Source organism: Saccharopolyspora sp. NPDC002376 (assembly GCF_053593195.1).
This window is the reverse complement of record NZ_JBSFBZ010000063.1, coordinates 12,528-34,547: the sequence shown is the minus strand read 5'-3', so window position 1 is coordinate 34,547 and position 22,020 is coordinate 12,528. Positions and strand designations below refer to the sequence as shown.

At 66.5% G+C, this 22,020-nt stretch carries 16 protein-coding genes and 2 pseudogenes; 13 read left to right on the top strand and 5 right to left on the bottom strand.

The features are described from left to right. The first annotated feature begins 280 nt into the window (after positions 1 to 280). Both npdG and cofH read left to right on the top strand, forming a co-directional pair. Positions 281 to 976 carry an NADPH-dependent F420 reductase gene (gene npdG / locus ACWCO2_RS30970; protein ID WP_450131327.1) on the top strand — a complete coding sequence of 232 codons (696 nt, stop codon included), beginning with the start codon at positions 281 to 283 and terminating at the stop codon, positions 974 to 976. Positions 977 to 996: 20 nt separating this feature from the next. Then, positions 997 to 3,541, top strand: a pseudogene (cofH, locus tag ACWCO2_RS30965) (5-amino-6-(D-ribitylamino)uracil--L-tyrosine 4-hydroxyphenyl transferase CofH). Between the two features lie 23 nt (positions 3,542 to 3,564). Here the strand turns inward: cofH and ACWCO2_RS30960 are convergent. Together ACWCO2_RS30960 and ACWCO2_RS30955 are read right to left on the bottom strand one after the other, a co-directional pair. After that, complete coding sequence (locus ACWCO2_RS30960; RefSeq protein ID WP_450131326.1) at positions 3,565 to 4,731, bottom strand: NRAMP family divalent metal transporter; 1,167 nt, start codon at positions 4,729 to 4,731, stop codon at positions 3,565 to 3,567. Positions 4,732 to 5,140: 409 nt separating this feature from the next. Next, the gene (locus ACWCO2_RS30955) at positions 5,141 to 6,808 is read right to left on the bottom strand and encodes a PucR family transcriptional regulator (protein ID WP_450131325.1); all 1,668 of its coding nucleotides are present in this window, start codon (positions 6,806 to 6,808) and stop codon (positions 5,141 to 5,143) included. 330 nt (positions 6,809 to 7,138) lie between these two features. Between ACWCO2_RS30955 and ACWCO2_RS30950 the strand changes: the two genes are divergently transcribed. Genes ACWCO2_RS30950 through ACWCO2_RS30920 form a run of 7 tightly spaced genes read left to right on the top strand, consistent with a single transcriptional unit; the run spans position 7,139 to position 14,290 of the window. Beyond that, positions 7,139 to 8,092 (top strand): LLM class flavin-dependent oxidoreductase, encoded by a 954-nt coding sequence (locus ACWCO2_RS30950; RefSeq protein ID WP_450131324.1) that lies wholly within the window; start codon positions 7,139 to 7,141, stop codon positions 8,090 to 8,092. Beyond that, positions 8,089 to 9,054 carry a CoA transferase subunit A gene (locus ACWCO2_RS30945; protein ID WP_450131323.1) on the top strand — a complete coding sequence of 322 codons (966 nt, stop codon included), beginning with the start codon at positions 8,089 to 8,091 and terminating at the stop codon, positions 9,052 to 9,054. Before ACWCO2_RS30950 ends, ACWCO2_RS30945 begins: the two co-directional genes overlap by 4 nt. Next, a complete protein-coding gene (locus tag ACWCO2_RS30940) occupies positions 9,051 to 9,857 on the top strand; it encodes a CoA-transferase subunit beta (protein WP_450131322.1) in 807 nt (268 codons plus the stop codon). Before ACWCO2_RS30945 ends, ACWCO2_RS30940 begins: the two co-directional genes overlap by 4 nt. After that, entirely contained in the window at positions 9,854 to 10,747 is an 894-nt protein-coding gene (locus ACWCO2_RS30935) for an FAD binding domain-containing protein (RefSeq protein WP_450131321.1), read from the top strand. The genes ACWCO2_RS30940 and ACWCO2_RS30935 overlap by 4 nt, the downstream gene beginning before the upstream one ends. Then, on the top strand, positions 10,744 to 11,247 hold the full coding sequence (locus ACWCO2_RS30930) for a (2Fe-2S)-binding protein (RefSeq protein ID WP_450131320.1): 504 nt from the start codon (positions 10,744 to 10,746) through the stop codon (positions 11,245 to 11,247). The genes ACWCO2_RS30935 and ACWCO2_RS30930 overlap by 4 nt, the downstream gene beginning before the upstream one ends. After that, the gene (locus ACWCO2_RS30925) at positions 11,244 to 13,628 is read left to right on the top strand and encodes a xanthine dehydrogenase family protein molybdopterin-binding subunit (RefSeq protein ID WP_450131319.1); all 2,385 of its coding nucleotides are present in this window, start codon (positions 11,244 to 11,246) and stop codon (positions 13,626 to 13,628) included. The genes ACWCO2_RS30930 and ACWCO2_RS30925 overlap by 4 nt, the downstream gene beginning before the upstream one ends. After that, positions 13,625 to 14,290 (top strand): SRPBCC family protein, encoded by a 666-nt coding sequence (locus ACWCO2_RS30920; protein ID WP_450131318.1) that lies wholly within the window; start codon positions 13,625 to 13,627, stop codon positions 14,288 to 14,290. The genes ACWCO2_RS30925 and ACWCO2_RS30920 overlap by 4 nt, the downstream gene beginning before the upstream one ends. A gap of 59 nt (positions 14,291 to 14,349) precedes the next feature. On the opposite strand, the pseudogene ACWCO2_RS30915 reads toward ACWCO2_RS30920, so the two are convergent. Together ACWCO2_RS30915 and ACWCO2_RS30910 are read right to left on the bottom strand one after the other, a co-directional pair. Further along, positions 14,350 to 14,613 (bottom strand): annotated as a pseudogene (locus ACWCO2_RS30915) (transposase); the annotation flags it as partial. A 1,013-nt stretch (positions 14,614 to 15,626) separates the two neighbouring features. Further along, a complete protein-coding gene (locus ACWCO2_RS30910; protein WP_450131317.1) occupies positions 15,627 to 16,184 on the bottom strand; it encodes a hypothetical protein in 558 nt (185 codons plus the stop codon). Positions 16,185 to 16,912: 728 nt separating this feature from the next. Between ACWCO2_RS30910 and ACWCO2_RS30905 the strand changes: the two genes are divergently transcribed. Beyond that, positions 16,913 to 17,512, top strand: coding sequence for a phage terminase small subunit P27 family (locus ACWCO2_RS30905; RefSeq protein ID WP_450131316.1), 600 nt, complete (start codon positions 16,913 to 16,915; stop codon positions 17,510 to 17,512). Continuing rightward, entirely contained in the window at positions 17,419 to 18,255 is an 837-nt protein-coding gene (locus ACWCO2_RS30900; protein ID WP_450131315.1) for a terminase large subunit domain-containing protein, read from the top strand. Before ACWCO2_RS30905 ends, ACWCO2_RS30900 begins: the two co-directional genes overlap by 94 nt. Before the next feature lie 1,686 nt (positions 18,256 to 19,941). On the opposite strand, the gene ACWCO2_RS30895 is transcribed toward ACWCO2_RS30900, so the two are convergent. Further along, positions 19,942 to 20,880 carry an IS630 family transposase gene (locus ACWCO2_RS30895; RefSeq protein ID WP_450131314.1) on the bottom strand — a complete coding sequence of 313 codons (939 nt, stop codon included), beginning with the start codon at positions 20,878 to 20,880 and terminating at the stop codon, positions 19,942 to 19,944. A gap of 94 nt (positions 20,881 to 20,974) precedes the next feature. On the opposite strand from ACWCO2_RS30895, the gene ACWCO2_RS30890 reads away from it, so the two are divergent. Continuing rightward, positions 20,975 to 21,181 carry a tyrosine-type recombinase/integrase gene (locus ACWCO2_RS30890; protein WP_450131313.1) on the top strand — a complete coding sequence of 69 codons (207 nt, stop codon included), beginning with the start codon at positions 20,975 to 20,977 and terminating at the stop codon, positions 21,179 to 21,181. 118 nt (positions 21,182 to 21,299) lie between these two features. After that, positions 21,300 to 21,890, top strand: a complete 591-nt coding sequence (locus ACWCO2_RS30885) for an isochorismatase family protein (protein ID WP_450131312.1) — start codon at positions 21,300 to 21,302, stop codon at positions 21,888 to 21,890. Positions 21,891 to 22,020: the final 130 nt, after the last annotated feature.

The window sequence follows — 22,020 nt, the reverse complement described above, 5'->3', positions numbered from 1 at the left end:
CTCGCTCTGACGTGGAAACCCGTCGATCACGGCCTTAACATGCCTTTCCCCAGGTCACGCGGACCGACTCGGCAGGCGCACCCGCCTTGGGATACACCGCCAGCGGGAACAGCGCTACCGCACGCTCCGATTCTGGGAGGTCGTGCCAAACAATGCCGCTTGCATTGGCAGATATAGCCATTCGATCCTCGGCGCCCCGCCCATAGGCTCCGATGTGACGATCGACGGCAATCATCGACCAGATGACGCCGGCGCCCGCCGCACGAAGGAGGCGAACAGATTGACAGGCACACAGGCGATGCAGGACGTGATCGCGATTGTGGGCGGAACCGGTCCCCAAGGCTCCGGACTCGCCTTCCGCTTCGCCCGCGCCGGTTACCGGGTCGCACTCGGCTCGCGGTCTCTTGAACGCGCCGAGGCGAAAGCAGCTGAACTGCGCGAACGAGGAGCTTCCCACATCACCGCAGCGACCAACGTCGAGGCCTGCGCCCGTGCTTCCCTGGTGGTGATGGCAATCCCGTACGACGGTCACGACCAACTCGTGCAGGAACTCTCCCCCCACCTCAGCGGCAAAATCGTTGTCACCTGCGTGAATCCGCTGACCTTCGACAAACGCGGGCCGATCGGCCTGCTGCCCAGCGACAGCTCGGCAGCGGAGATGGCCGCGTCGCTGCTACCGGAGTCCGCGGTGGTCGGCGCGTTCCACCACCTTTCGGCGGTCGCTCTCAACGACCCGGACGCCGATCTCAGCGGCCAAAGCGTGATGGTCGCCGCTGACGACGAAGACGCCGCGGACCACGTCGCCGAACTGGCGAGTGCAGTGACCGGCGCCCGGGGTGTCTGCATCGGACCTCTGCGGCTCAACCGCCACCTCGAACCCCTCACAGCCGCGCTGATCAGCATCAACCGGCGCTACAAGACCCACTCCGGCATCGCCCTGGCCGGCGTGCCCGACGGTCCCCCGGTGCGCCGATGACCGCGGCGACCCCACATGCGATGCGACGTGCGTTGGCGCGCCTGGAGCGCGGTGCGCAATTGGACGTGGCCGAAGCGGCGGTATTGCTGCACGCGCAGGGCCAAGACCTGGAAAGATTGTGCACAGCTGCGGCGCGGATACGCGACGCCTGTCTGGAGGGCGTTGCTCGCCCACGCACGATCACTTATTCCCCGAAGGTATTCCTGCCGGTAACGCGGTTGTGCCAAGACCGGTGCCATTATTGCACTTTTGCGGAGACCCCCCGGCCAGGCGGCGCGTGCGGGACGCGCGCCGTTCATGTCGCCGGACGAGGTGTTGGCAATCGCGGAGGAAGGCGCGCGGCGGGGATGCGCAGAGGCGTTGTTCGCGCTCGGCGATCGACCTGAGGAGCGGTGGCCGCAGGCCCGGAAGTGGTTGGAGGAGGAGGGGTACGACTCCACCCTGGCCTACGTGCGGTCGCTCGCCGTCGGCGTGCTCGAGGAAACCGGTTTGCTGCCGCACATCAACGCCGGGGTGATGAGCTGGGAAGAAATGGTGCGGTTGCGTCCGGCGGCTCCGTCGTTGGGGATGATGTTGGAGACGACATCGCGGCGGTTGTTCGAGACCCCGGGCGAAGCGCACTTCCGCTCTCCGGACAAGGATCCCGTGGTGCGGATCCGCGTGCTGGAGGACGCGGGCCGGTTGTCGGTGCCGTTCACGACCGGACTCCTGCTCGGGATCGGGGAAACGTTGCTCGAGCGGGCGGAGTCAATCTCCGCACTGCGGCGGGTGGCGCGGACCTACGGGCACGTGCAAGAAGTGATCGTGCAGAACTTCCGCGCCAAGCCGCGCACCGCGATGCAGCGGGTCGACGACCTCGGGATGGCCGAGTACCTCGCGGCCATCGCGGTCACCCGAGCGGTGCTGGGGCCGAAGATGCGGGTGCAGGCACCGCCGAACCTGTCGAACGCCTCCGCGCGATCACCGACGCCGCTGGGTTCGAGCTCCGGGCCCGGCTCACCGCTCACCCCGGGTACGTTGGCGGGAGTGGACGACTGGGGAGGGGTCTCCCCGCTGACACCGGACCACGTGAATCCGGAACGGCCCCGGCCACCGGGCGGCGAGCAGTGGATCGACCCGCGCCTGTCCGCCCACGTGACCGCGCTGGCCGCCCCGGACGGACTGCTGCGCGGGGGAGTGCGACCCGTCGGCTTGCCCTGGCAGGAACCCGACGGCGGTCTCCAGGACGCGGGCGGCTCCGGACGGGTCGACTTGGCCCACGAGGTCGACACCGAGGGCCGCACCGCTGACCGGCGAGCGGACTTCAACACGGTTTACGGCGATTGGGACGAGGTTCGCGCCATCGTGCCCGACCCGGGCACTTCCCGAACTCCCCCGCGCGCCTCGACAGACAGCCTCGCGGCGTTGCGCGCGGCCGAGGCGAATCCGGGCGGCCTGTCCGACGCCCACGCGTTGACGCTGATCACCGCGGAGAGCGACCTGCTCGACCAGGTGTGCCGACTGGCCGACGAGCTGCGACGCGATGCGGTCGGCAACGAAGTCACCTACGTGGTCAACCGGAACATCAACTTCACCAACGTCTGCTACGTCGGTTGCTGGTTTTGCGCGTTCGCCCAACGCCGCTCCGACCCGGACGCCTACTCCCTCTCCCTCGAGCAGGTCGCCGACCGGGCCGAGGAGGCGTGGCGACTGGGCGCGACGGAGGTGTGCATGCAGGGCGGCATCGACCCCGAACTGCCGGCCACGGGCTACTTCGACCTGGCCCGCGCGGTCAAACAACGCGTCCCGCGCATGCACGTGCACGCGTTCTCACCGATGGAAATCGTCAACGGCGCGACTCGCACCGGGCTGTCCTACTCCGACTTCCTGTCGAAGGCGCGCGATGCGGGCCTGGACACCATCCCTGGCACAGCAGCCGAAATCCTCGACGACGAGGCCCGCTGGGTGCTCACCAAGGAAAAGCTCCCGACCGCTGCTTGGATCGACATCGTCTCCACCGCCCACCGAGTCGGACTCCGGTCGAGTTCCACGATGATGTACGGCCACGTGGACAACCCCCGCCACTGGATCACGCATCTGCGCGTTCTCACCCGGATCCAGGACCAGACCGGCGGATTCACTGAATTCGTACCGCTGCCGTTCGTGCACAACTCAGCACCGATCTACCTCGCCGGCATCGCCCGCCGCGGCCCCACCCACCGCGACAACCTCGCGGTGCACGCTTTGGCCCGGATCCTGCTCCACGGTCGCATCGACAACATCCAGACGAGCTGGGCCAAGCTCGGCGTCGAGGGTACGCGAGCCATGCTCCGATCTGGTGCGAACGACCTCGGCGGCACCCTCATGGAGGAAACCATCTCCCGCATGGCGGGTTCCGAGCACGGATCAGCCAAGACCACGACCGAGCTGGTTCAGCTCGCCGCTGGCGTCAACCGACCGGCGGTGCAGCGAACGACCGCCTATCAACCGCTCCACGATCCGCTTCCGGCACGAGGGATTCAGAGCACAGGAACCGATACCAGGCCGGGCTCGTGCCGTCCGGGCAAGCTCTCCGGGGACAGTTAACCGATGCGCATCGTGTCCATGCGTCACTGGAAGATGACCGGGATCGCGGCGAGCGATTCCCAACCCGCGTACACGGTGAACAGCCAGGAGAGCACACCGAGAGTCAGCAAGGACTTCGGGTAGCGATAGCCCGCGAGGAGGTCGCGGCGGCGCCAAGCGACCCACAGGATGACGGTGAGCCCGAAGGGCAAGATCAGGCCGTTGAAGGCACCCGCGAAGACCAGCAGCGCCTTGGGCCCCTTGCCGATGACCAGGAACCCGATCGTGCACACCGCGATGAAACCGGAGACCCAGAGGTTGAACCGCTTGTCGACCGCCGGAATCAGGGTTCTGAGGAACGACATCGAGGTGAACGACGCGCCGATGATGGTCGTCATGCCGGCCGTCCACAGCACGAGGCCGAAGATCCGCCTACCGGCATCGCCTGCGGCTGCGAAGAACGCCGAACCCGCGGGGTCGGTGGCGCTGAGCGTCACCCCGGTGGCGACGACGCCGAGGACGCCTAGGAACAACAGGACCCGCAGCACTCCGGTGACCATGACCGCGTTGACCGAGCCGCGGCTGATCGACTTCATATGCTCGGGCCCGGTGGCGCCTGCTTCGATCAGCCGGTGCGCACCCGCGTAGGTGATGTACCCGCCGACGGTGCCGCCGAGCAGTGTGAGGACAGGCAGGAAGTCGAGGTTCTGCGGGGTGAACGTGCGCGCGATCGCCTCGCCGACCGGCGGGCTCGTCCGGAAGGCGATGAACGCGATCAACCCGATCTTGACAACCCCAAGTGCGAGCACCGCCTTGTCGAAAGTGCCCTCCATGGCCTTGTAGGTGAAGATCCCGATGGCCACCACCGCGCTGATCACAGCGCCGACTCGGACGTCCAGCCCGACCAGGTTCTGCAGCCCCTGCCCCGCACCGGCGACATTGCCCAGGCAGAAGATCAAACCGCCAATGGTCACGAGCACGGCGAGCACGTGCCCGGAATACGGCAGGACCTTGTTCGCGAGGTCCTGCGCCCGCATGCCGCTGAGCCCGATCACGCGCCAGACGTTGAGCTGGATGAACACGTCGATGATCACGCTCGCCACGATCGCAGCGGCGAACGAGGCACCGTACTTGCCGGTGAAGGTAGCGGTCTGGGTGATGAAGCCGGGGCCTGCCGCCGACATCGCCATCAGCATGATCGCGCCCCCCATGGCGAGCGCTCGGTTCACCGTGCGGCGAGTCGATGGAACCGAGCTATCCGAGGCCGTGTCACCGGCGCTGAGGGGTCCCTTGGTCGCGCTGTCCGTCTCGTGCGGTTAGGCCATCGTCGCCCTCCCTGGGGGTTGCCCTGCAGGAGCAGGAAGCCGTTGAAGTTGTCCTGGAAGTACGGCCGCCCAGGAAGATCACCAGCACGGTGCCGAGCAGCCTGCCGGTCGTGCTCGGCGTGCGGTGCCCGGCCCGCCCCGGGGCAGGCGAACGTCGCCGGTCCTCGCGCGAAAGCCGGTTCGCTCGCGCTCCGACCCTTGCCGGAGAAGTTAGGCGATCCCCGCCGAGGAACCAGTGGTACGAATCGACCAGAGGCGCGCGACGAAGTTGGCAACGTTCGTCGTGGACTCCTGGTCAGCGGGCGGCGTCGGACACGTCGCGCATCTCCAGCACTTGGAGGGCGACGGACAGCTTCAGGCAGAGTCGGGCGTCGGACATGAACGGGCCGACCAGGCGCTCCAACTTGACGATGCGGTAGCGCATCGTGTTGTAGTGGAAGTGCAGGATGCGGGACGCCTCGGCCACGTTGAGGTGGCAGTCCAGCAGGACTGCGAGGGTCTTCACCAGCTCAGTGCGCTCCCGGGGTTCGAGCTCGAGCAGTCGTCCCAGGGCATCCTGGGCGAACTCGCGCAGCTCGTCGGGATCGTCGATGAGGCTGAGGAGTCGGAACAGCCCGAGGTCGCCGAACATGGTGATCTTGCCCGGCCCCTGGGACCGCCGTCCCATGTGGAGCGCCTTGCGAGCCTCCTCGTACGCGATGGGAATCCGCTGCGGATCGTCCACCGGACAGCTCACCCCGATGGAAAACTCCTGCCGCGTGGTCGATTTCAGCCCGTGCCACACCGCCTTCGGCATCGCCGCAGGGTCGTCGCCCGCGCCTACGACCGCAACCAGGTTGCTCGCGAACGCCGCCGCCGCCGAATGCCGGTCGTGGTTGCGGATCTCAGCGCACCACAGGTCGATGTACCGCTGCTGTCCGAGGTCGGGGTTGCCCGCGTGCTCCGCACTGCTCGCCAGCGCATGTTCCGCCCGGCTGACCACGACGACCAGCGGGCGCTGCAAGTCCCAACCGAAGGTGGCGCCGCGTGCCAGCGCATCCGCGATGTCGACGGGGGTACCGGTCACCAGGTCGTGCAAGGTGTTGGCTTCGAACTGGCGCTCCACGGCGGTCACCGCGAGCTGGCGGGTCACGTCGAGGGCCGCGACGACCGCGGCCTGGTCGACGGCGATCGTGACGTCCATCCCCATCGGGTCCCAGTGCCCGAACGCCGTGAGGTGGCCGTGCGAGAGATCGCCCGCCCGGATCGGGGCGATGATGCCGGTGAGGTCGTGCGCCAGCTCGTGCACACCGGGGCTGAGGTGGGAGATGCGCAGCCGGTCGTTCCGGTCGAGGAGGCCGAGGTCGGCGAGCCGCTGCTCCTCGTGCGGCGAATGCACCGCGGCCAGGACCCGGCCGGAACTGTCCGTCGCCACCACGGCCGCAGCGCCGAGCAGCTCCGAGAGCTTCGCGGCGATGTCGGGCAGCCTTCCGCCCGTGAGCACGATCTGGAGGAACGCGTCGTGGATCTCCTTGGACCTCGCGATCGTGGCGGCCTGCCGGTTGACGATGTCGGAGAACACCCGGCTGAGGATGTCGTCGAAGGCGACATCGTTGGGGATCTCCACGATCGGCAGCGCAACGCGGTCGGCAGTGTCGAGCACGACCTGCGGCAACCGCCGACCGCTGGAGCTGTACTTGATGCCGAACGCTGCGATGTCCCGCGCCGCGAACTCGGTCACCAAGCGCGTCAGCTCGGCTTCGTCCTCCGGCAGCGGGTAATCGGTGCTGAGCAGGAACTCGTTCTCCTTGATCCACGGGAGGATGTCCGGCACCGTCATCACGTTCAGCCGCTGGATCCGCCGGTGCAGCCCGGCCTTCCCGGCGGACACCACCGCGGCTTCGAAGATCTCCATGTTCAGCAGGTCGCGCACCGAGAGTTCGCCGGTGATGTGTCCGAAGTCCGCCTCTGGGGAATCGCTCACGGCACACGCTCCTCGCCAACTTCTGCCAATGACCACTGGCGGTTGCTGGGGAATGCTGCCATGCGAGACGGGCAATCACCATGCCTGCGGCGAGTTTCGACGTCGCCGCAACGAGATCCGCGGGGTGCCGTCTCGGAGGCGGTGCCACCAGTGGTTCGGACCGCGCTTCGCGAGCAGTGACAAGCACGTTCGGTCGCCCCGCCGTCCCCGGGACTCCATGTCACTCGATGACAAATGGCCGAGTTTCCGGTGTCAACTCATGACATAGGAACCGGCGAAACCCGCTCATACAGTGGGCCGCAGCAGAGCTCTCGCACAGGAGAGGACGACATGCCAGCGAAATTCGGGCTAGCCGTGGAAAACTTCACCTCGGCGCAGAAAACACCTCAAATCGAGGACCTGCTGGCCACGGCTCGCCGGGCCGAGGAACTCGGATTCAACTCCCTCTGGGCGTGGGACCACCTCTTCCTCGGCAGCCGACAACCCTTCCCGCAGCTCGAGGTCCTCACCACGCTGGCGGTGCTGGCGTCGCACACCACGACCATCGAGCTCGGGACCGGGATCCTGGTCCTGCCGATCCGCGACCCGGCGCTGCTGGCCAAGACCGCGGCAACGATCCAGTCGATCTCCCAGGGTCGGCTCCGCCTCGGGCTCGCGGCAGGTTGGTACGAGCGCGAATTCGACGCCACCGGCACACCGTTCAAAGGCCGCGGCCGGACCTTCGAGCGCAACCTCGAGATCTGCAAGGAACTCTGGACCCAGGACGAGGTCACCGGCACCTGGGACGACCTGTCCTTCCGCCGCGTCAAGATGTTGCCGCTCCCGCAGCCCCGCCCCCAGGTCCTCATCGGCGGGTACGTCGACCGCGTGCTCAAGCGGGTCGCCACGCTGGGCGACGGCTGGCTGACCTACTTCTACACCGCCGAGGCGTTCACCGAGTCCTGGGGCAAGATCCGGGGATTCGCCGAAGAGGCGGGGCGCGACCCCGGCGAGCTCCACTCGCTCAACCAGCTCCCGATCTGCATCGGATCCTCCAAGGAGGAGGCGCAAGCGCGCGTCGGTCCGTGGCTGGCGTCCTACTTCGACACGCCGGAGTGGAGCAGCGCGACCCCCGACAGCGCGATCTGCGGGACGCCCGAGGACTGCGCGGAGCAGCTCGCCGCCCACCTCGACGCGGGCGTGCAGGAGATCTGCCTGGTCCCGTACGAATACGACTCCGAGCAGGTCGAGCGATTCGCCAGCGAGGTCCGGCCGCTGCTGGGCAGCCTGGTGGGGGCGCCATGAGCGCGCGGCTCATCACGCCAGGCACCGAGGCTGCCCGCACAGACCTCAGCGGGCACAGCCGGGCTGCCGAGGACAAGCGCACGACGGCCGCCGATGCGGTCCAGCGGCTGGTGACCGACGGTGCGGTGATCGGCGTCGGCGGGACCAACCACGCGCGCACGCCGATGGCACTGCTCATCGAGGTGCTGCGCCAAGGCCGCACCGGGCTGACGATGACCCGCCCGCTGTCGTGCTTCGAAGCCGAGGTCATGCTGGCGACCGGCGCGGCCGACCGGGTGATGACCAGCTGGGTCGGCATCGGCCACGGCTGGGGTCTGGCCCCGGTGCTGCGCCGCCTGGTCGAACGCGGCGAGGCGGCCTTCGAGGAGTGGAGCCACCTGGGCATCGGCCTGCGCTACAAGGCCGGCGCGATGGGGGTTCCGTTCCTGCCCACCATCAGCATGCTCGGGTCCGACATCAACCGGCAGCTGGAGCTGAACACGATCACCTGTCCCTACACCAGTCAGGTGCTCAACGCCGTGCCGAGTCTCAATCCCGACGTTGCGCTCGTTCACGTTCAGCGCGCCGACGCCGCGGGGAACGCGCAGATCGACGGATACGAGCTGATGGATGCGGACCTGGTGCTGGCCTCCCGTCGCGTGATTCTCACGGCTGAGGAGATCGTGCCCACCGACCAGCTTCGCCTCGACCCAGCACGGACCCTGGTGCCGGCCTTCGCCGTCGACGCCGTGGTGCACCAGCCGATGGGCGCCTACCCGCACGAGTGCTACGGCCACTACGAAGCGGATCTCGACGAGTTCGGCGCGTACGTGCAGGCGGTCCGGGCCGATGGGCTCGACGGAGCTCGCGCGTACGCCGCCGGTTTGGTCGCGCACGCCGATCACGACGCGTACATCGGCTCGGTCGATCCCCGCAGCCTCGCGGCGATCCGCCGCACTGCCGAGGAGATGATGCCGCGATGATCGACTCGCTGATGCAGGAGCGGGTGCACGCGCCGCAGCACCCGCAGGCCCGGCCCGACGAGATCATGACCATCGCCGCGAGCCGACTGCTCGAGGACGGCAAGGTGCTGTTCGCCGGCATCGGCCAGCCGCTCGTGGCCGCCGCGATCGCCAAGCGCCGACAGGCGCCGCAGCTGACCGTGCTGCTCGAGGGCGGGATGATCGGCATCGAGCTGCAGCCCGGTGAGGTGCCTGCCTCGACCAACGAGGTCCGCGCCGCGGTCGGCGCCCAGATGCTGACCAGCGCCTCGGACATCTTCCTGATGGCCCAGCGCGGTTTCTTCGACTACGGCTTCATCGGCGCTGCGCAAGTGGACCGGTACGGCAACGTCAACACCAGCATCGTCGGCGACCCCGCGAAACCGACCGTCCGGCTGCCCGGCCCGGGCGGTGCCAACGACATCGCGTCGATGTGCAACCAGGTTGTGATCGTCACCCAGCACGAACCACGACGGTTCGTCGACCAGGTCGACTTCGTGACGAGCCCCGGCTACCTCACCGGCGGCACCAGCCGCCACGACAGCGGGCTGCTGCACGGCGGACCGAGCTGGGTGGTCACCGACCTGGCGCTGCTCGACTTCGCCCCGCACTCCCACCGGATGCGGGTTCGAGCGCTCCAGGCCGGAGCGACCCTCGACCAAGTGCACGCGGCCACCGGTTTCGAGTTGCTGGTCCACGAGGAGCTCGGCTACCTGCAGCCGGTTGCGGACGTCGAACTCGAGGTGCTCCGCAACCTCGTCGGTCGGGCGGAGGAATCCCCATGAGCATCCAGGAAATCGTGCCGACCGCCGCCGACCGCACGCCGGCGACCTGCTTCGAGTACCAGCGCGCCGAATCGTGGGCCGACGCCGTGGAGCTGCTCGAGATCTGGGATGGGGAGGCCAAGATCCTCGCCGGCGGCCAGAGCCTGGTGCCGATGCTCAACCTGCGGCTGGCGTTCCCCGGCGCGCTGATCGACGTCAACTCGGTGCCGGCAGGCGACCCGCGGGTCGAAGACGGTTGCCTGGTCATCGACGCCAACACCCGGCACCGCGTGCTGACCTCTTCCGAGGTCGTCCGGGCGCACGCCCCGATGCTCGCGCACGCGGTCCGCCTCGTCGGCAACGTCCGGGTCCGCAACCGCGGCACGTTCGGCGGATCTCTCGCGCACGCGGATCCCACTGCGGAGATCGGGTGCGTCGCGCTGGCGCTCGGCGCCGAGTTCGACGTGCTCGGACCGGAGGGGCCCCGGACGGTGGCCGCCGAGGACTTCTTCATCACCTACCTGACCACGGCGCTGGGGCCCGAAGAAGTGATCACAGCAGCGCGATTACCGGTCGGCGGTGACCTGCGGTGGGGCTTCCACGAGGTGGTCCGGCGCTATTCGGACTTCGCGACCGTGAGCGTCAGCGTCGTCGCGCGGTCCGAGGCCGACCTGCGAGTCGTGCTCGGGGGCGTCGCCGACCGGCCGGTCCTGGTCGACCGCGAACTGCTCGAGCCGGCGCTCGCCGACCCCGGTTCCCCGGACCGCGCCCGCGAGAGCGCCGAGGCGATCGCGGCGTCGCTCGAGCCCGACACCGATCTGCACGCGACTGCCGACTACCGACGGCGACTGGTGGCGGTGCACACCCGGCGCCTGCTCGAACAGGCGCTCCGCGAGGAGGCCACAGCATGATCCGGACCCAGCTCACGCTGCGCGTCAACAACCGCGAACACGAGATCTGGGTTCGCAACGACCGCACCCTGCTCGACGTGCTCCACGACGACCTGGGCATGCCCGACGTGCGCTACGGCTGCGCCGAAGGCGTGTGCGGCACGTGCACGGTGCTGCTGGACGGCGAGCCCGTCAGCGCCTGCAGCATGTACGCCGTCCAAGCGGAAGGCCACGAGGTGATCACCCTCCGCGGCTGGTCGGATCCCCAGGACGAGCCGCACCCGCTCCAGAAGCGCTTCTTGGAGCGCGGCGCTTCGCAGTGCGGGTTCTGCACCGCCGGGATGCTGCTCACCGCGGCCACCCTGGCCCAGCGCAACCCGGAGGCCTCCCGCGAGGAGATCCGACACGAGCTGGTCGGCAACCTGTGCCGGTGCACCGGTTACCAGGCGATCGTGGACGCGGTCGACGACTACCTGCACGCGTCGGCGGAGCAGACCGCCGAGACCGGAGGTGCCCAGTGACGACGGTCGACCCCGGGACCACCCCGGAGACCACCGGGCCGACCGAGCTCGACCCGGACGCCGACTCGGGTCCGCTGGAGCGCGAGCGGGACTTCCGCGTCGTCGGCCAGTCCCCCGCGCACCACGACTTCGTCAACAAGGTCCGCGGCACCCTGCTGTACGCCGCCGACTGGAGCCTGCCGGGCATGGTGCACGGCAAGGTGGTCCGATCCGACACCGGCCCCGCCAAGATCGTCAGCATCGACACCTCGGCCGCGGAACGGCTCGAGGGCGTGGTGGCCGTGCTCACGGCGGCGGACGTCCCGCACAACGCGATCGTCGAACACGCCAGCGGCGGGCTCGGCGAACTCACCGTCGAGCAACCGGTGCTCGCCGTCGACCGGGTCCGGTACGTCGGGGAGCCGGTCGCGGTCGTGGCCGCCACCGACCCCGAGATCGCGGCCGAAGCGGCGGATCTCGTGGAGGTCGTGTACGAGCCGCTGCCGGGTGTCTACAGCCCGGAAGACGCCTTGGCCGAGGGCGCTCCGCTCGTGCACGACGAGGGCAACGTGCTGGTCAACTGGCGCCTCGAGCGCGGGGATCTCGATGCCGCGTTCGCCGAGGCCGACGTCGTCGTCGAGGACACCTACCGCAGCCAGCACGTCGAGCACGCCTACCTCGAAACCGAGGCCGGCGTCGGCTGGATCGAGAACGACGTGGTGACGCTGCGCATCTCGACGCAGGTGATCGAGCACGCCACCGAGATCGCCTCGATCCTCGGTCTGCCGCAGAGCCAGGTGCGCGTCATCGCCTCGTACATGGGCGGCGGCTTCGGCGGCAAGGAGGACATGACCGTCGAGCCCTACATCGCCCTGCTGGTGTGGCGGACCGGCCGCCCCGTGCGGATGGTCTGGACGCGCCAGGAGTCGATCCTGGCCAGCACCAAGCGGCACCCGTTCACGATGCGCTACCGGACGGCGGCGACGAAGGAGGGCAAGATCCTGGCCGTCGACGCGGACATCGTCGGCGACGCCGGTGCTTACCCCTGCCTCAGCGCCCGGGTGCTGTTCGCCGGGGCGGCGCTGTCCACCGGCCCCTACAAGGTGCCGGTCGTGCGCGCCCGCTCCCGCGCGGTGTTCACCAACAACGTGCCGACCAGCGCCTTCCGCGGTTTCGGCGCGATGCAGGTGGTCTTCGCCTATGAGTCCCAAATGGACGCTTTAGCCGCGAAACTCGGCTTGAGCCGCGAAGAAGTGCGCAACCGCAACCACATCGAGAAGGGCGATCTCACCGCCGCCGGCGAACCGGTGACCACCGCGGTCGCCGTCCACGAGACCCGTCGAGCCGCGCTCGAGATGCTCGGTGAGCCGAGCCGGCCCAGCGGCCCGCACACGGTGGTCGGGCGCGGCTTCGGCAGCAGCATGCAGCCCTACGGGCGGACCATCTGGTTCCGCGACCACGCCTCGGCATGGGTGACGCTGCAGGCCGACGGGACGCTGCTGATCCGCAGCGGCGTGACCGACCTAGGGGCCGGGCAAGCGGCGAGCTTGTGCCAGATCGCCTCGGAGATCCTCGGTGTGCCGCTGGCCGACATCAGCGTCTACATCGGCGACACCGCGCTCAACCCGCCCGCCGGTGGCACTTTCGCCACCCGTCAGCTCTACATGTCGGGCAACTCGATCCTGCGAGCGGCGAGGAAGCTGCGCGACCAGCTGTCCCCGGTCGCGGCCAAGACCCTCGGCGTCGCTGAGGACCAGCTGATCTGGGTCGACGGGATGGTGCGCACCGAGGACGGTGACACCGGCCTGAGCCTGCCCGAACTGGTGCGCGCCGCGACCGACGCCGGGGTGGACACCTCGGTGCTCAACACCTGGCGCGCCCGGTCCGGCGGTTTCAACCCCGATGAGGGGCAGGGGCACACCTTCCCCGACTACACCTTCGGCACCCACGCCGCCGAGGTCGAGGTGGACCTCGAAACCGGCGACGTCCGGCTCCTGAAGTACGCCGCGTGCCACGACGTCGGCCGCGCGATCAACCCGGTCCGGGTCCAGGGGCAGATCATCGGTGGCGCGGCGCAGGGCATCGGCTACGCGCTGATGGAGGACTGCGCGACCGAAGCCGGACGTCCGCTGTCCTCGCTGTTCGCCGACTACCTCATCCCGTCCTCGATGGACCTGCCCGACATCGGGGTGGCCGTGGTCGAGAGCGGCGAAGGCCGGGGCCCGCTCAACGCTCGCGGCGTCGGCGAGCCCCCGATCGGACCGCCGGCCGCCACCATCGCCAGCGCCGTGGAGGACGCCATCGGCATCCGGCCCACCGAACTGCCCATCACTGCCGAGCGGGTCATGGCCCTGCTCGACCAGCGCGCCCGGACGGACGCGGAGAGAGGAGAGCACACGTGAAGCTGCAGCACCAGACCGAGGTCAGCGCCAGCGCCGAAGACGTGTGGGCGTTCCTCCAGGACACCCGCGCCGTGGCCAAGTGCCTGCCCGGCGCTGAACTCGTCAACGAACTCGGCGACGACCGGTACGAGGGCGTGCTGCGAATCGCCATCGGGCCGCTGAAGATGAACTACGCCGGTGACGTCCTCGTCGTGGAGCGCAACGCCGAGGACCACCGGATGGCGCTCAACGCCACCGGCCGCGACAAGCGCGGCTCCGGCGCCGTTCAAGCCAACGTGCGGCTCCAAGTCACGTCCGCCGACGAAGGCAGCCGGATCGAGGTCATCTCGGACGTCCACCTGAGCGGCCGGATCGCGTCGCTGGGGCGCGGAGTCCGCGACGTCTCCAATCGAATGTTCGTGGAATTCGCCGACCAGCTCAGCAACCGTATCGAGCAACCCGAGCCGGGCGCCGGCACGACAGCACCTGCGCCCACCCCGCTCCTATCCGGTCGGTCCGCCAGCACGATGCCGGCGGCGACCACGGCGCCGGCGAAGCAGGCCCCAGCCGGCAATGCGCAGAAGGCGGGCGAGATCAAGGTCTTGTCGCTCGTGTGGACGGTCACCAGAGAACGGTTCGCCGACTCCTTGGAGAAACTGAGCATCCGCGTACGTCCCCGCTGAAGACCGCGCAGCGCCGGTGATCAGCGGGAAGGCATGGGGTGCGTCAAGGACGCTTCTATGTAGTCGTGTGTTCGTGGGCAGATGCGCCATCGGGTAAAGACGATGTCGTGAAACGCCCTGTTGAGTTGCCGGTCGCCGCCGCGGTTGAGCCTGTGCCGAGTGGTCCGGCAGCTGCTGGCAGGCAGCGGCCTGACGCCGGTAAGAGCGGCGAAGGCCGCTTCGTTGCGGCAACGCCCAGCGTGTGACCAGGACACGATCGCCTGGGCGCCGCTGACCGGCCCAACAACCAATTTGTCCAGTAATAGTGGGGAAAACGCGGTCACCAGTTCGGTCAGATGCTGCTTGTTGTCGGTCAGCACGTGACCGGCGTCGCGGAGGGCGAGCGCAAGGCGGCGGGTTTCGTCGCGTCGGACCGCGTGCTCGGTGGTGTCGCCGTTTTTGCCGCGACGGCGCGCGATCGGCGTTCCTTCACCAAGTGCGCTATCCGATCAGCCGCGTCCTTTGGATCCTCGTGCTCCCAGACACGCACGACCAACCAACCCGCCTCCGTCAACTCGTCATCCGCATCCCGATCACGCCGCACCACACCCTCCAGCTTGCGCTGCCACCAGTCCCTGTTGCTCTTCGGAAGATGAGCGTGGACCGGACACGAGTGCCAGAAGCAGACTCGGAGTACTGGGTCCGCGGTGTGCTTCAAGTCCCGCGAGGACAGGGAGAAGTTCCTCCGCAACGCCGGGCTGCTGGCCATCGGCGACAAGTACATGGACGGCTAGGCCGTGGCCCGCGTACTCGGCGTGAACATAGACGACGAGTGAGGAGAAAGGAGGAGGCCATGCGGTTCCGACTTGCAGGTGGAGCGGTCCGCCGGGTTGCGGGCGGCATGTTCCGCAGCCGTCGGGCGGCGGGCGCAGCTGGCGGACGCAGCTCCGACACGTAAAAGATTGGGTGCGCCAGTCGCTGGCGCACCCAATCTTGGCCACGACTATTCACACAAGACTATGCCGCGAATGTATCCGTCATTCGGATCACCACTGGACGGCGCAGCCATCTCAACATCTGCAAACTGAAGTGGAGAAATGTTGACGCAAGCAGTATCCGGCGCACGGGTTGTATCAATCCTCACGCACTGAGGAGTCCTGCAATCATTGTGGATGCGCATCGTCCAATAAAAGACGCCCCCTTCCTGAACTTTCCAGTTGTTGACGCAGGCGGGCGCCAGAGGGGATGCGACTGAGCCGCCCTGGGAAGCCGCCGCAGCAGGAGAAAGCGCCAAAGTGAGCGCCAACACCCCGAAAGTTACCCCAGTTACACGCATTCGAAAATTAACTCCTTCTGTTTATGGATTACTGAGCCTGTTCAACTCCTCTTTGGAGCGCGGAATATAGCCATGGCGTCCACCAATGCGTTCGAGAGCTTCAAACTTGACCGCAGGAAATGAGTGGCGCCATTGCGTAATAAAGGCAGACGCGTCCGTATCATTGGCTCGAATGCGCTGAAGCTCTCTCGTGAGTCCAACTAGGAATCCCGAGAAGGGTACGTATGCTTCAAGCAAACACTTTCCCCTGCGCGGCGTCCACTTCGTCGCCGGCTGAAGCCACGTCCAGTGCTCGGCTTCGTGTACGGCAACGCCCATATTGCCGTAGTGGTCCAACGACATATCCAGAAAGACATTTGCTCCGGGGGCGTTTCCTTCCCCTCCCCACAGGACGCACGCAACATCGGCCCCCTCTGCCAAAGCGAGCGTAGCGTCGACAAGATTATTCAGAGCATTCCGCATGAACGTAGCTTTAAATGAATGAGCCTGCTCATCAGTTTCGACCGAGAGCTCACACCATCCATTCTTGATAGTCAGTGCAATATCGAACTTTTCCGAAAGCGTAGAATCACCTTCCATGGTGGCATTATATTGGAAAGATCGCGTTCAGGCTAGCTAGCGGCATCGCAACGCACCCAATCGTTGCTGACAGGCCCCCTCGTGTAGAAGGTTACTCCTTCTCCGTCGCTGTTTTGGTAAACAAACTCGGCGACATCGTTGGGGCCAGGACCAAATTTCCAGGACCACACAGAATAGGCCGGATTGCTGCCGGGGCGATCCCAGCGCCCGTGAACCATTGTGTCAATAAGGCAGTTCTGGAAAGCGTGGGCAGTTTCCTCCAGGATCTCATGTTCGGTGTCGACATGGAGAACGCCGATACCGCCAGGGCTACCGCACCGCATTCGAATCCTCTCCCCACTCGGCGGCCCATATTCAGCGACAATCGAGTCCGGAATTGCGGATCCGTCGAAGCATGACCAAGCATTCACGGCCTTTGTGTCGATATCGCTGGATCCGGCGCTGGCATGCGTGGCCATAATTCCACCGAGGGCAAGCGAGGTTGCCGCGATCGCAGCGAAGCGGAACGTGAATCGACTCTTTCGCTTGCTCTGCTTATTTCTTGTGAACACGATCGCGTCGTGTCATCAGTGCCGACGCTTTTCAATAACCATTTTGAGTGACCACTTTCGTCTGCATCCAATGGATGCCAGTAAGTCTACTCATGTACAAATACTTGGGCGCGGCTGTTGACTGGAGGCAGTCATATGGGCAAACGCGGTAATGCTCCGAAACCCACGGCACTTCGCGTGCTGCACGGCGATCGCAAGGACCGGATAAACGACGCCGAGCCGATCCCGCCAGAGGGCGAGGTCACGCCACTGGAGGATCTGTCCGAGGACGCCCGTGCCGCGTGGGATCGGCTGGCGCCCAGCCTGATCACGGTCGGCGTGCTCACCTCGTGGGATGTGGACGCCTTCGTGGTGGTGTGTGAGGCGCTGGCCCGGTACAAGCAGGCGACCAAGCTGGTCAACGGCTCCGCGCTGCTGGTGCAGGACCCGAACGGCTTCGTGGAGAACCCTGCGCTGACGGTCCAGCACGAGGCCGAGACCATGTTCGCGCAGTACGGCGCGAGGTTCGTGCTCACCCCGTCCGACCGCACGCAGCTGAAGGTGGACATGGGCGGTGCCGCCAAGGGACCGACCAGGTGCCGAGCGCCTGCTCTCCTGAGCTGCCCGAGTGCTGGGTCGCCCTCGGCGGCGAGACCTGCCGCAAGCGCGGCGATCACTTCTGCCACCCGAGGGCGGCGCACGCGGTGGCGTTCTGCGCCGAGCTGTGCGTGCACACCAAGGACAAGTGGGCGCGGCGACCGTTCGTTCTCGCCGATTGGCAGCGCCGCAACATCATAGAGCCACTGTTCGGCGAGGTCGCGTGGGATCCGGAGTGGGAGTCCTACGTCTGTCGGTACCAGATCGGCTGGATCGAGTTGGCGCGCAAGAACGGCAAGTCCGAACTGCTGGCCGTCATCGCGCTCCACCTCCTGGTCGGCGACGGCGTGGAAGGCGCGGAGATCTACGGCCGCGCGATGGACCGAGGCCAGGCCGCCAAGGTCTTCGATGTCGCAGCCCGGATGGTCAAGCTCTCCCCGACGCTCTCCGCCCGCCTGATCGTGAAGGACCACATCAAGCGGAGCATTGACGAGCGCACCGGCTCCTACTACGAAGTCGTCGCCGACGACGCGGCCGGAAACCTCGGACACAACCCGCACGGCGTGGTCTTCGACGAGGTGCTGTCTCAGCGCGACGTCCGGCTCTGGGACGCGATGCGCACCGGCATGGGCACACGGATGCAGCCGATGATGATCGCTGGCACGACCGCCGGCGACGACCCAGCGAGCTTCGCGCGATCCGGGCACGACGAATGCGTGCGCATCATGGACGACCCCGACCGCGCCAAGACTCCTAACACCGATCGTCATCCACACCTGGACAGCGGCCCGTGGACAGTTCAGGACACCCAGACACCCGCCGTCCCGCCACCTACGTCAACAGAATTTGCAGGTCATCGACGATTTCCACCTGTCCCACCGAGCTGTCCCGGGAATCGACTCGGCGGGACACACGGGACGGCCTCTCACTATCGCGTCAGCTGACGTCGGGGAGAACGAGGCGGGTGGATAGTGTGCACGTCCCCCCTCGAACACCAGAATTCTGGCGTAATTCCCTTATCTCAAAGAGTGTTTGTGAGCCGCCCGACCACAGCGCCGCGCCATCACAATGTTGCTGTTTCGTCGCGCATCGCGTCATGGGTCGCGGCTGCCGCCGAGGCAAGGCAGAGGCCAAGAGCGAGCGACGATCACAACGTCTAGTCTCCGTCGCGACTACGGTCCATTGATCTCTGACCGGTGTTCGATGCGGCGAGTGTCGTCTCCTGTCGGCCCGCATCCATCACCACGGAGTCGCCAGCGAGCTACGCGGTCACACTTGCAAGCTCATCAGGAAGCTCGCAGCGCGTAGCACCACCACCCAGATCGGAAGTGACCCATGACACAGTCCAGTTCATCCAAACGGGCGTCAAGCCGATCATGATCAACCCGACCCCATTTCAGCCAGGCAAAGGCCAGCCTCCCAAAATCCTCCCAAAAATCGCCGAAATTCGAGACACGACCTTCCAGAGCGATCACTGAAGATCCACAACAGCATGCAAAAAAAGCCCGTTGACCTGCACTTACGTGCTGATCAACGGGCTTTTCGCTCCGTCGGGATGACAGGATTTGAACCTGCGACCCCTTGACCCCCAGAGTAGTCCACAAGAGACATTCACCTGCGAAAACCCAGAAACCTCAGCACAAACCGGTGCAGCTCACTTCCGCTCAGTGCAGTACAACGCGGTTCAACCCCCTACGCCCCTCCCATTTACCTCCCGCTCCCTCCCGCTCCACCCATCCAGACACCGACACCGGTCGAAACTGGCAACACCGCGTCCGGCGGCGCAGCAACCTGTCCCCGCCCCGCACTGACCCACCGTTGGCGCACACTTGACCAGCCAAAACAGCGAATCTGAGCACTACCGTGTCAAGGTAGACATCACCATCGCCCTGACCTGCGGTTTTGGAGATTCCGCAGGTCAGGGCGATTCCGTTGTGGACGGTTCAACGCAGTTCGATGCAGTTGAGCGCACATCGATCCTCCCAAAATCCTCCCGAGTTGTCGCTCCCCCCTGGACACCGAGGCCCAAAGTCCCAAGCCCTGCCCGGACAGGCGGCGCCGCGGCCCGTCCGCTGCGGCAGTAGTTCGCGCGCCAATTCCGAACCGAGCCAAGGCCGGATAAACACGGGCGCCCAGCCCTTACTCCAAGCCCTGCTCGTTCCCCACACTCGACCGGTACCGCTGCCACCTGCGCCAGTGAAGTTGACCGGATGAGGTGATTGTCATGGGGTACACACGTTTACGCTACAAAAGTTGCGGCGACGCACGCTACACCGCCTACTACTGGGACCTCCGTGGTCGGCAACGCTCTGCGGGGACATTCGCTCGGCAGCGTGACGCGGAGCGGGCCTGGCGGCGTGCGGAGGCGCAGATCGCCGACGGCAGATTCGTCAACCTGGCGACTGGGCGGCAGTGCTTCGGCCGCTAGTGCCGTGTCAGGCTACGTTTGCCTGTTGAACGATCTTGTGTAGTCGGGGGTTGTCGGTGTTGCGGTTCCGCCAGGCGATGTAGCGGCGGATCGTGCTGGCCTGTTCGCGGTGGCTGGCGTGGTCGGTGCCGTCGAGGGTGAAGTAGCGCAGGGCGGTGAACTGGGCCTCGATGCGGTTGAGCCACGAGGAATTCGTTGGGGTTTAGGCGATCTCGACATTGTTGGCCTCGGCCCAGTCGGCGACCCTGGTGTCAATTCGGGTGCTGAGATGTGCGCTGGTGTTGTCGCAAACGATCGCGATCCGCACCTCCGGCGGATACAGACTGCGCAGGTAACGGGAGAACTCCAGGAACTGCACGCGCTTCTTGCGTGTCTTCACATGCCCGTACATCTTGTCAGTGCTCAGATCCAGGGCAGCGAACAGATGACGGACCCCCTCGGTACGGGTGTAGGTGGCACGCTGGCGAGGGCGGGGATCACGGCCGGGATCTTTGTGCTTGCCGCCGCGTTCGGCCCACTGCCGACCTGGGTGAGGTTGCAGGTTCAGCGGCCCGAACTCGTCCATGCTGAATACCACGGCCGGATCATCGGGCTCGCCGGCGATCTCGCCGTCGGCGATCGCATACAAGTGTTCGATGCGGGCCTTCTTCACCGCGTACTCCGGGCCCCGGGAGGCCTTCCAGGTCTTTATCCGTTGAAACGACACCCCTTCCGCGCGCAGGATCGCGCGCAGGCCCTCATGGCTGATGTCCTCGACCACCCCCTCAGCGACCAGGAAATCCGCCAGCTTGGTCAGACTCCAAGTCGAAAACGGCAAACCGTGCTCGGCAGGCTTGGACTTAGCGATCTTCTTGATCTCCCGCCGCTGCGGCAGCGTGAACGTCGGCGGGCGCCCACCCTTGTACTTCGGGTACAGCGAGTCAAACCCGTCAGTGTTGAAGTTGTGGATCACATCCCGAACCCGATCCTCGCTGGTGAACGCCACTGTCGCGATCTTGCCCACCGGCATGCCCTGCGCCGACAGCAGCACCATCTGCGCCCTCCGCCAGGTCACCACCGACCCACTGCCACGACGAATGATCCGTAACAACCGGTTGCCCTCATCATCATCGAGCTCCCGAACCCGCACCCGCTCAGCCATGATCCACAGTCTGAAACGATCACACCAACCTGCGCGGCACCTACCACGGCGCGTCGCGATCAAACAGGGCAAACCCTGACTGACACGGCACTAGGTGACCGAGGTGTGGCTGCCGAACCACGTTATGGAACTCCACACCCGGCAGGGCTACCAGCAGATCATCCAGAAGTATCTGCTTGAGGAGTTCAGGTCGATGCGGATGAATGAGATCCTGCCCGACCACATCCGCGACTTCCTCCGCCGTCTCCAGACCCACGGGGCGTTCAACTACTTAGTGCATCTTGTTCAGCACCATACGTAGTTTTCCTTTAGATTTTGTTCGCTGTGGTCCGAGCGTTGCCCGTCCCGGTATCGCGCGGACGTGCCCGTCACGTCCAACCCGCACCGACCCGTCCCCTGCCATGAAAGGCGGATACCCCGTGAGCCGAGCTTTGATCGTCATCGACGTGCAGAATGACTTCTGTGAGGGCGGCAGCGTTCCGGTGACCGGCGGCGCGGATGTGGCTGGCGCCATCGCCGATTTCGTGGACCGGCAGACCGGCTACGACTTCGTCGTCGCCACGCGCGACTACCACATCGATCCGGGCGATCACTTCTCCAAGCGACCTGACTTCGTGCACTCCTGGCCTCGCCACTGCGTTGCGGGGAGCGAAGGCAGCGAGTTCCATCCGAACTTTGCGCCCGTTGTCGCATCGGGGGCCGTCGACGAGGTCTTCTACAAAGGACACTACGCAGCGGCCTACAGCGGGTTCCACGGCGTGAACGAGCCCGGCAGCCCGCTGGCCGACTGGCTGCGCGAGCACGACGTCCGTCAGGTGGACCTCGTCGGCATCGCCACCGACCACTGCGTGCGGGCCACGGCCCTGGACGCGGTCCGCGAGGGCTTCGACGTGCAGGTCCTGCTCGACCTGACTGCGGCCGTCGCCGCGAAGACCACCGACGCGGCCGTAGACGACCTGCGCACGGCAGGCGTAAAGCTCACCGGCAGCCCGGTGCTCGCGAACGACTGACCAGCCGTCAGGGCACAAAGCAGCACAGTGCGCAGACGACTGGTCCGGAACGCACCGCCGTCACTACGGTGGCGCTTTGCGCGCCAGCCAGTTGCCGGTGAACCGCGCCGCCTGCACCATCCCGATAATG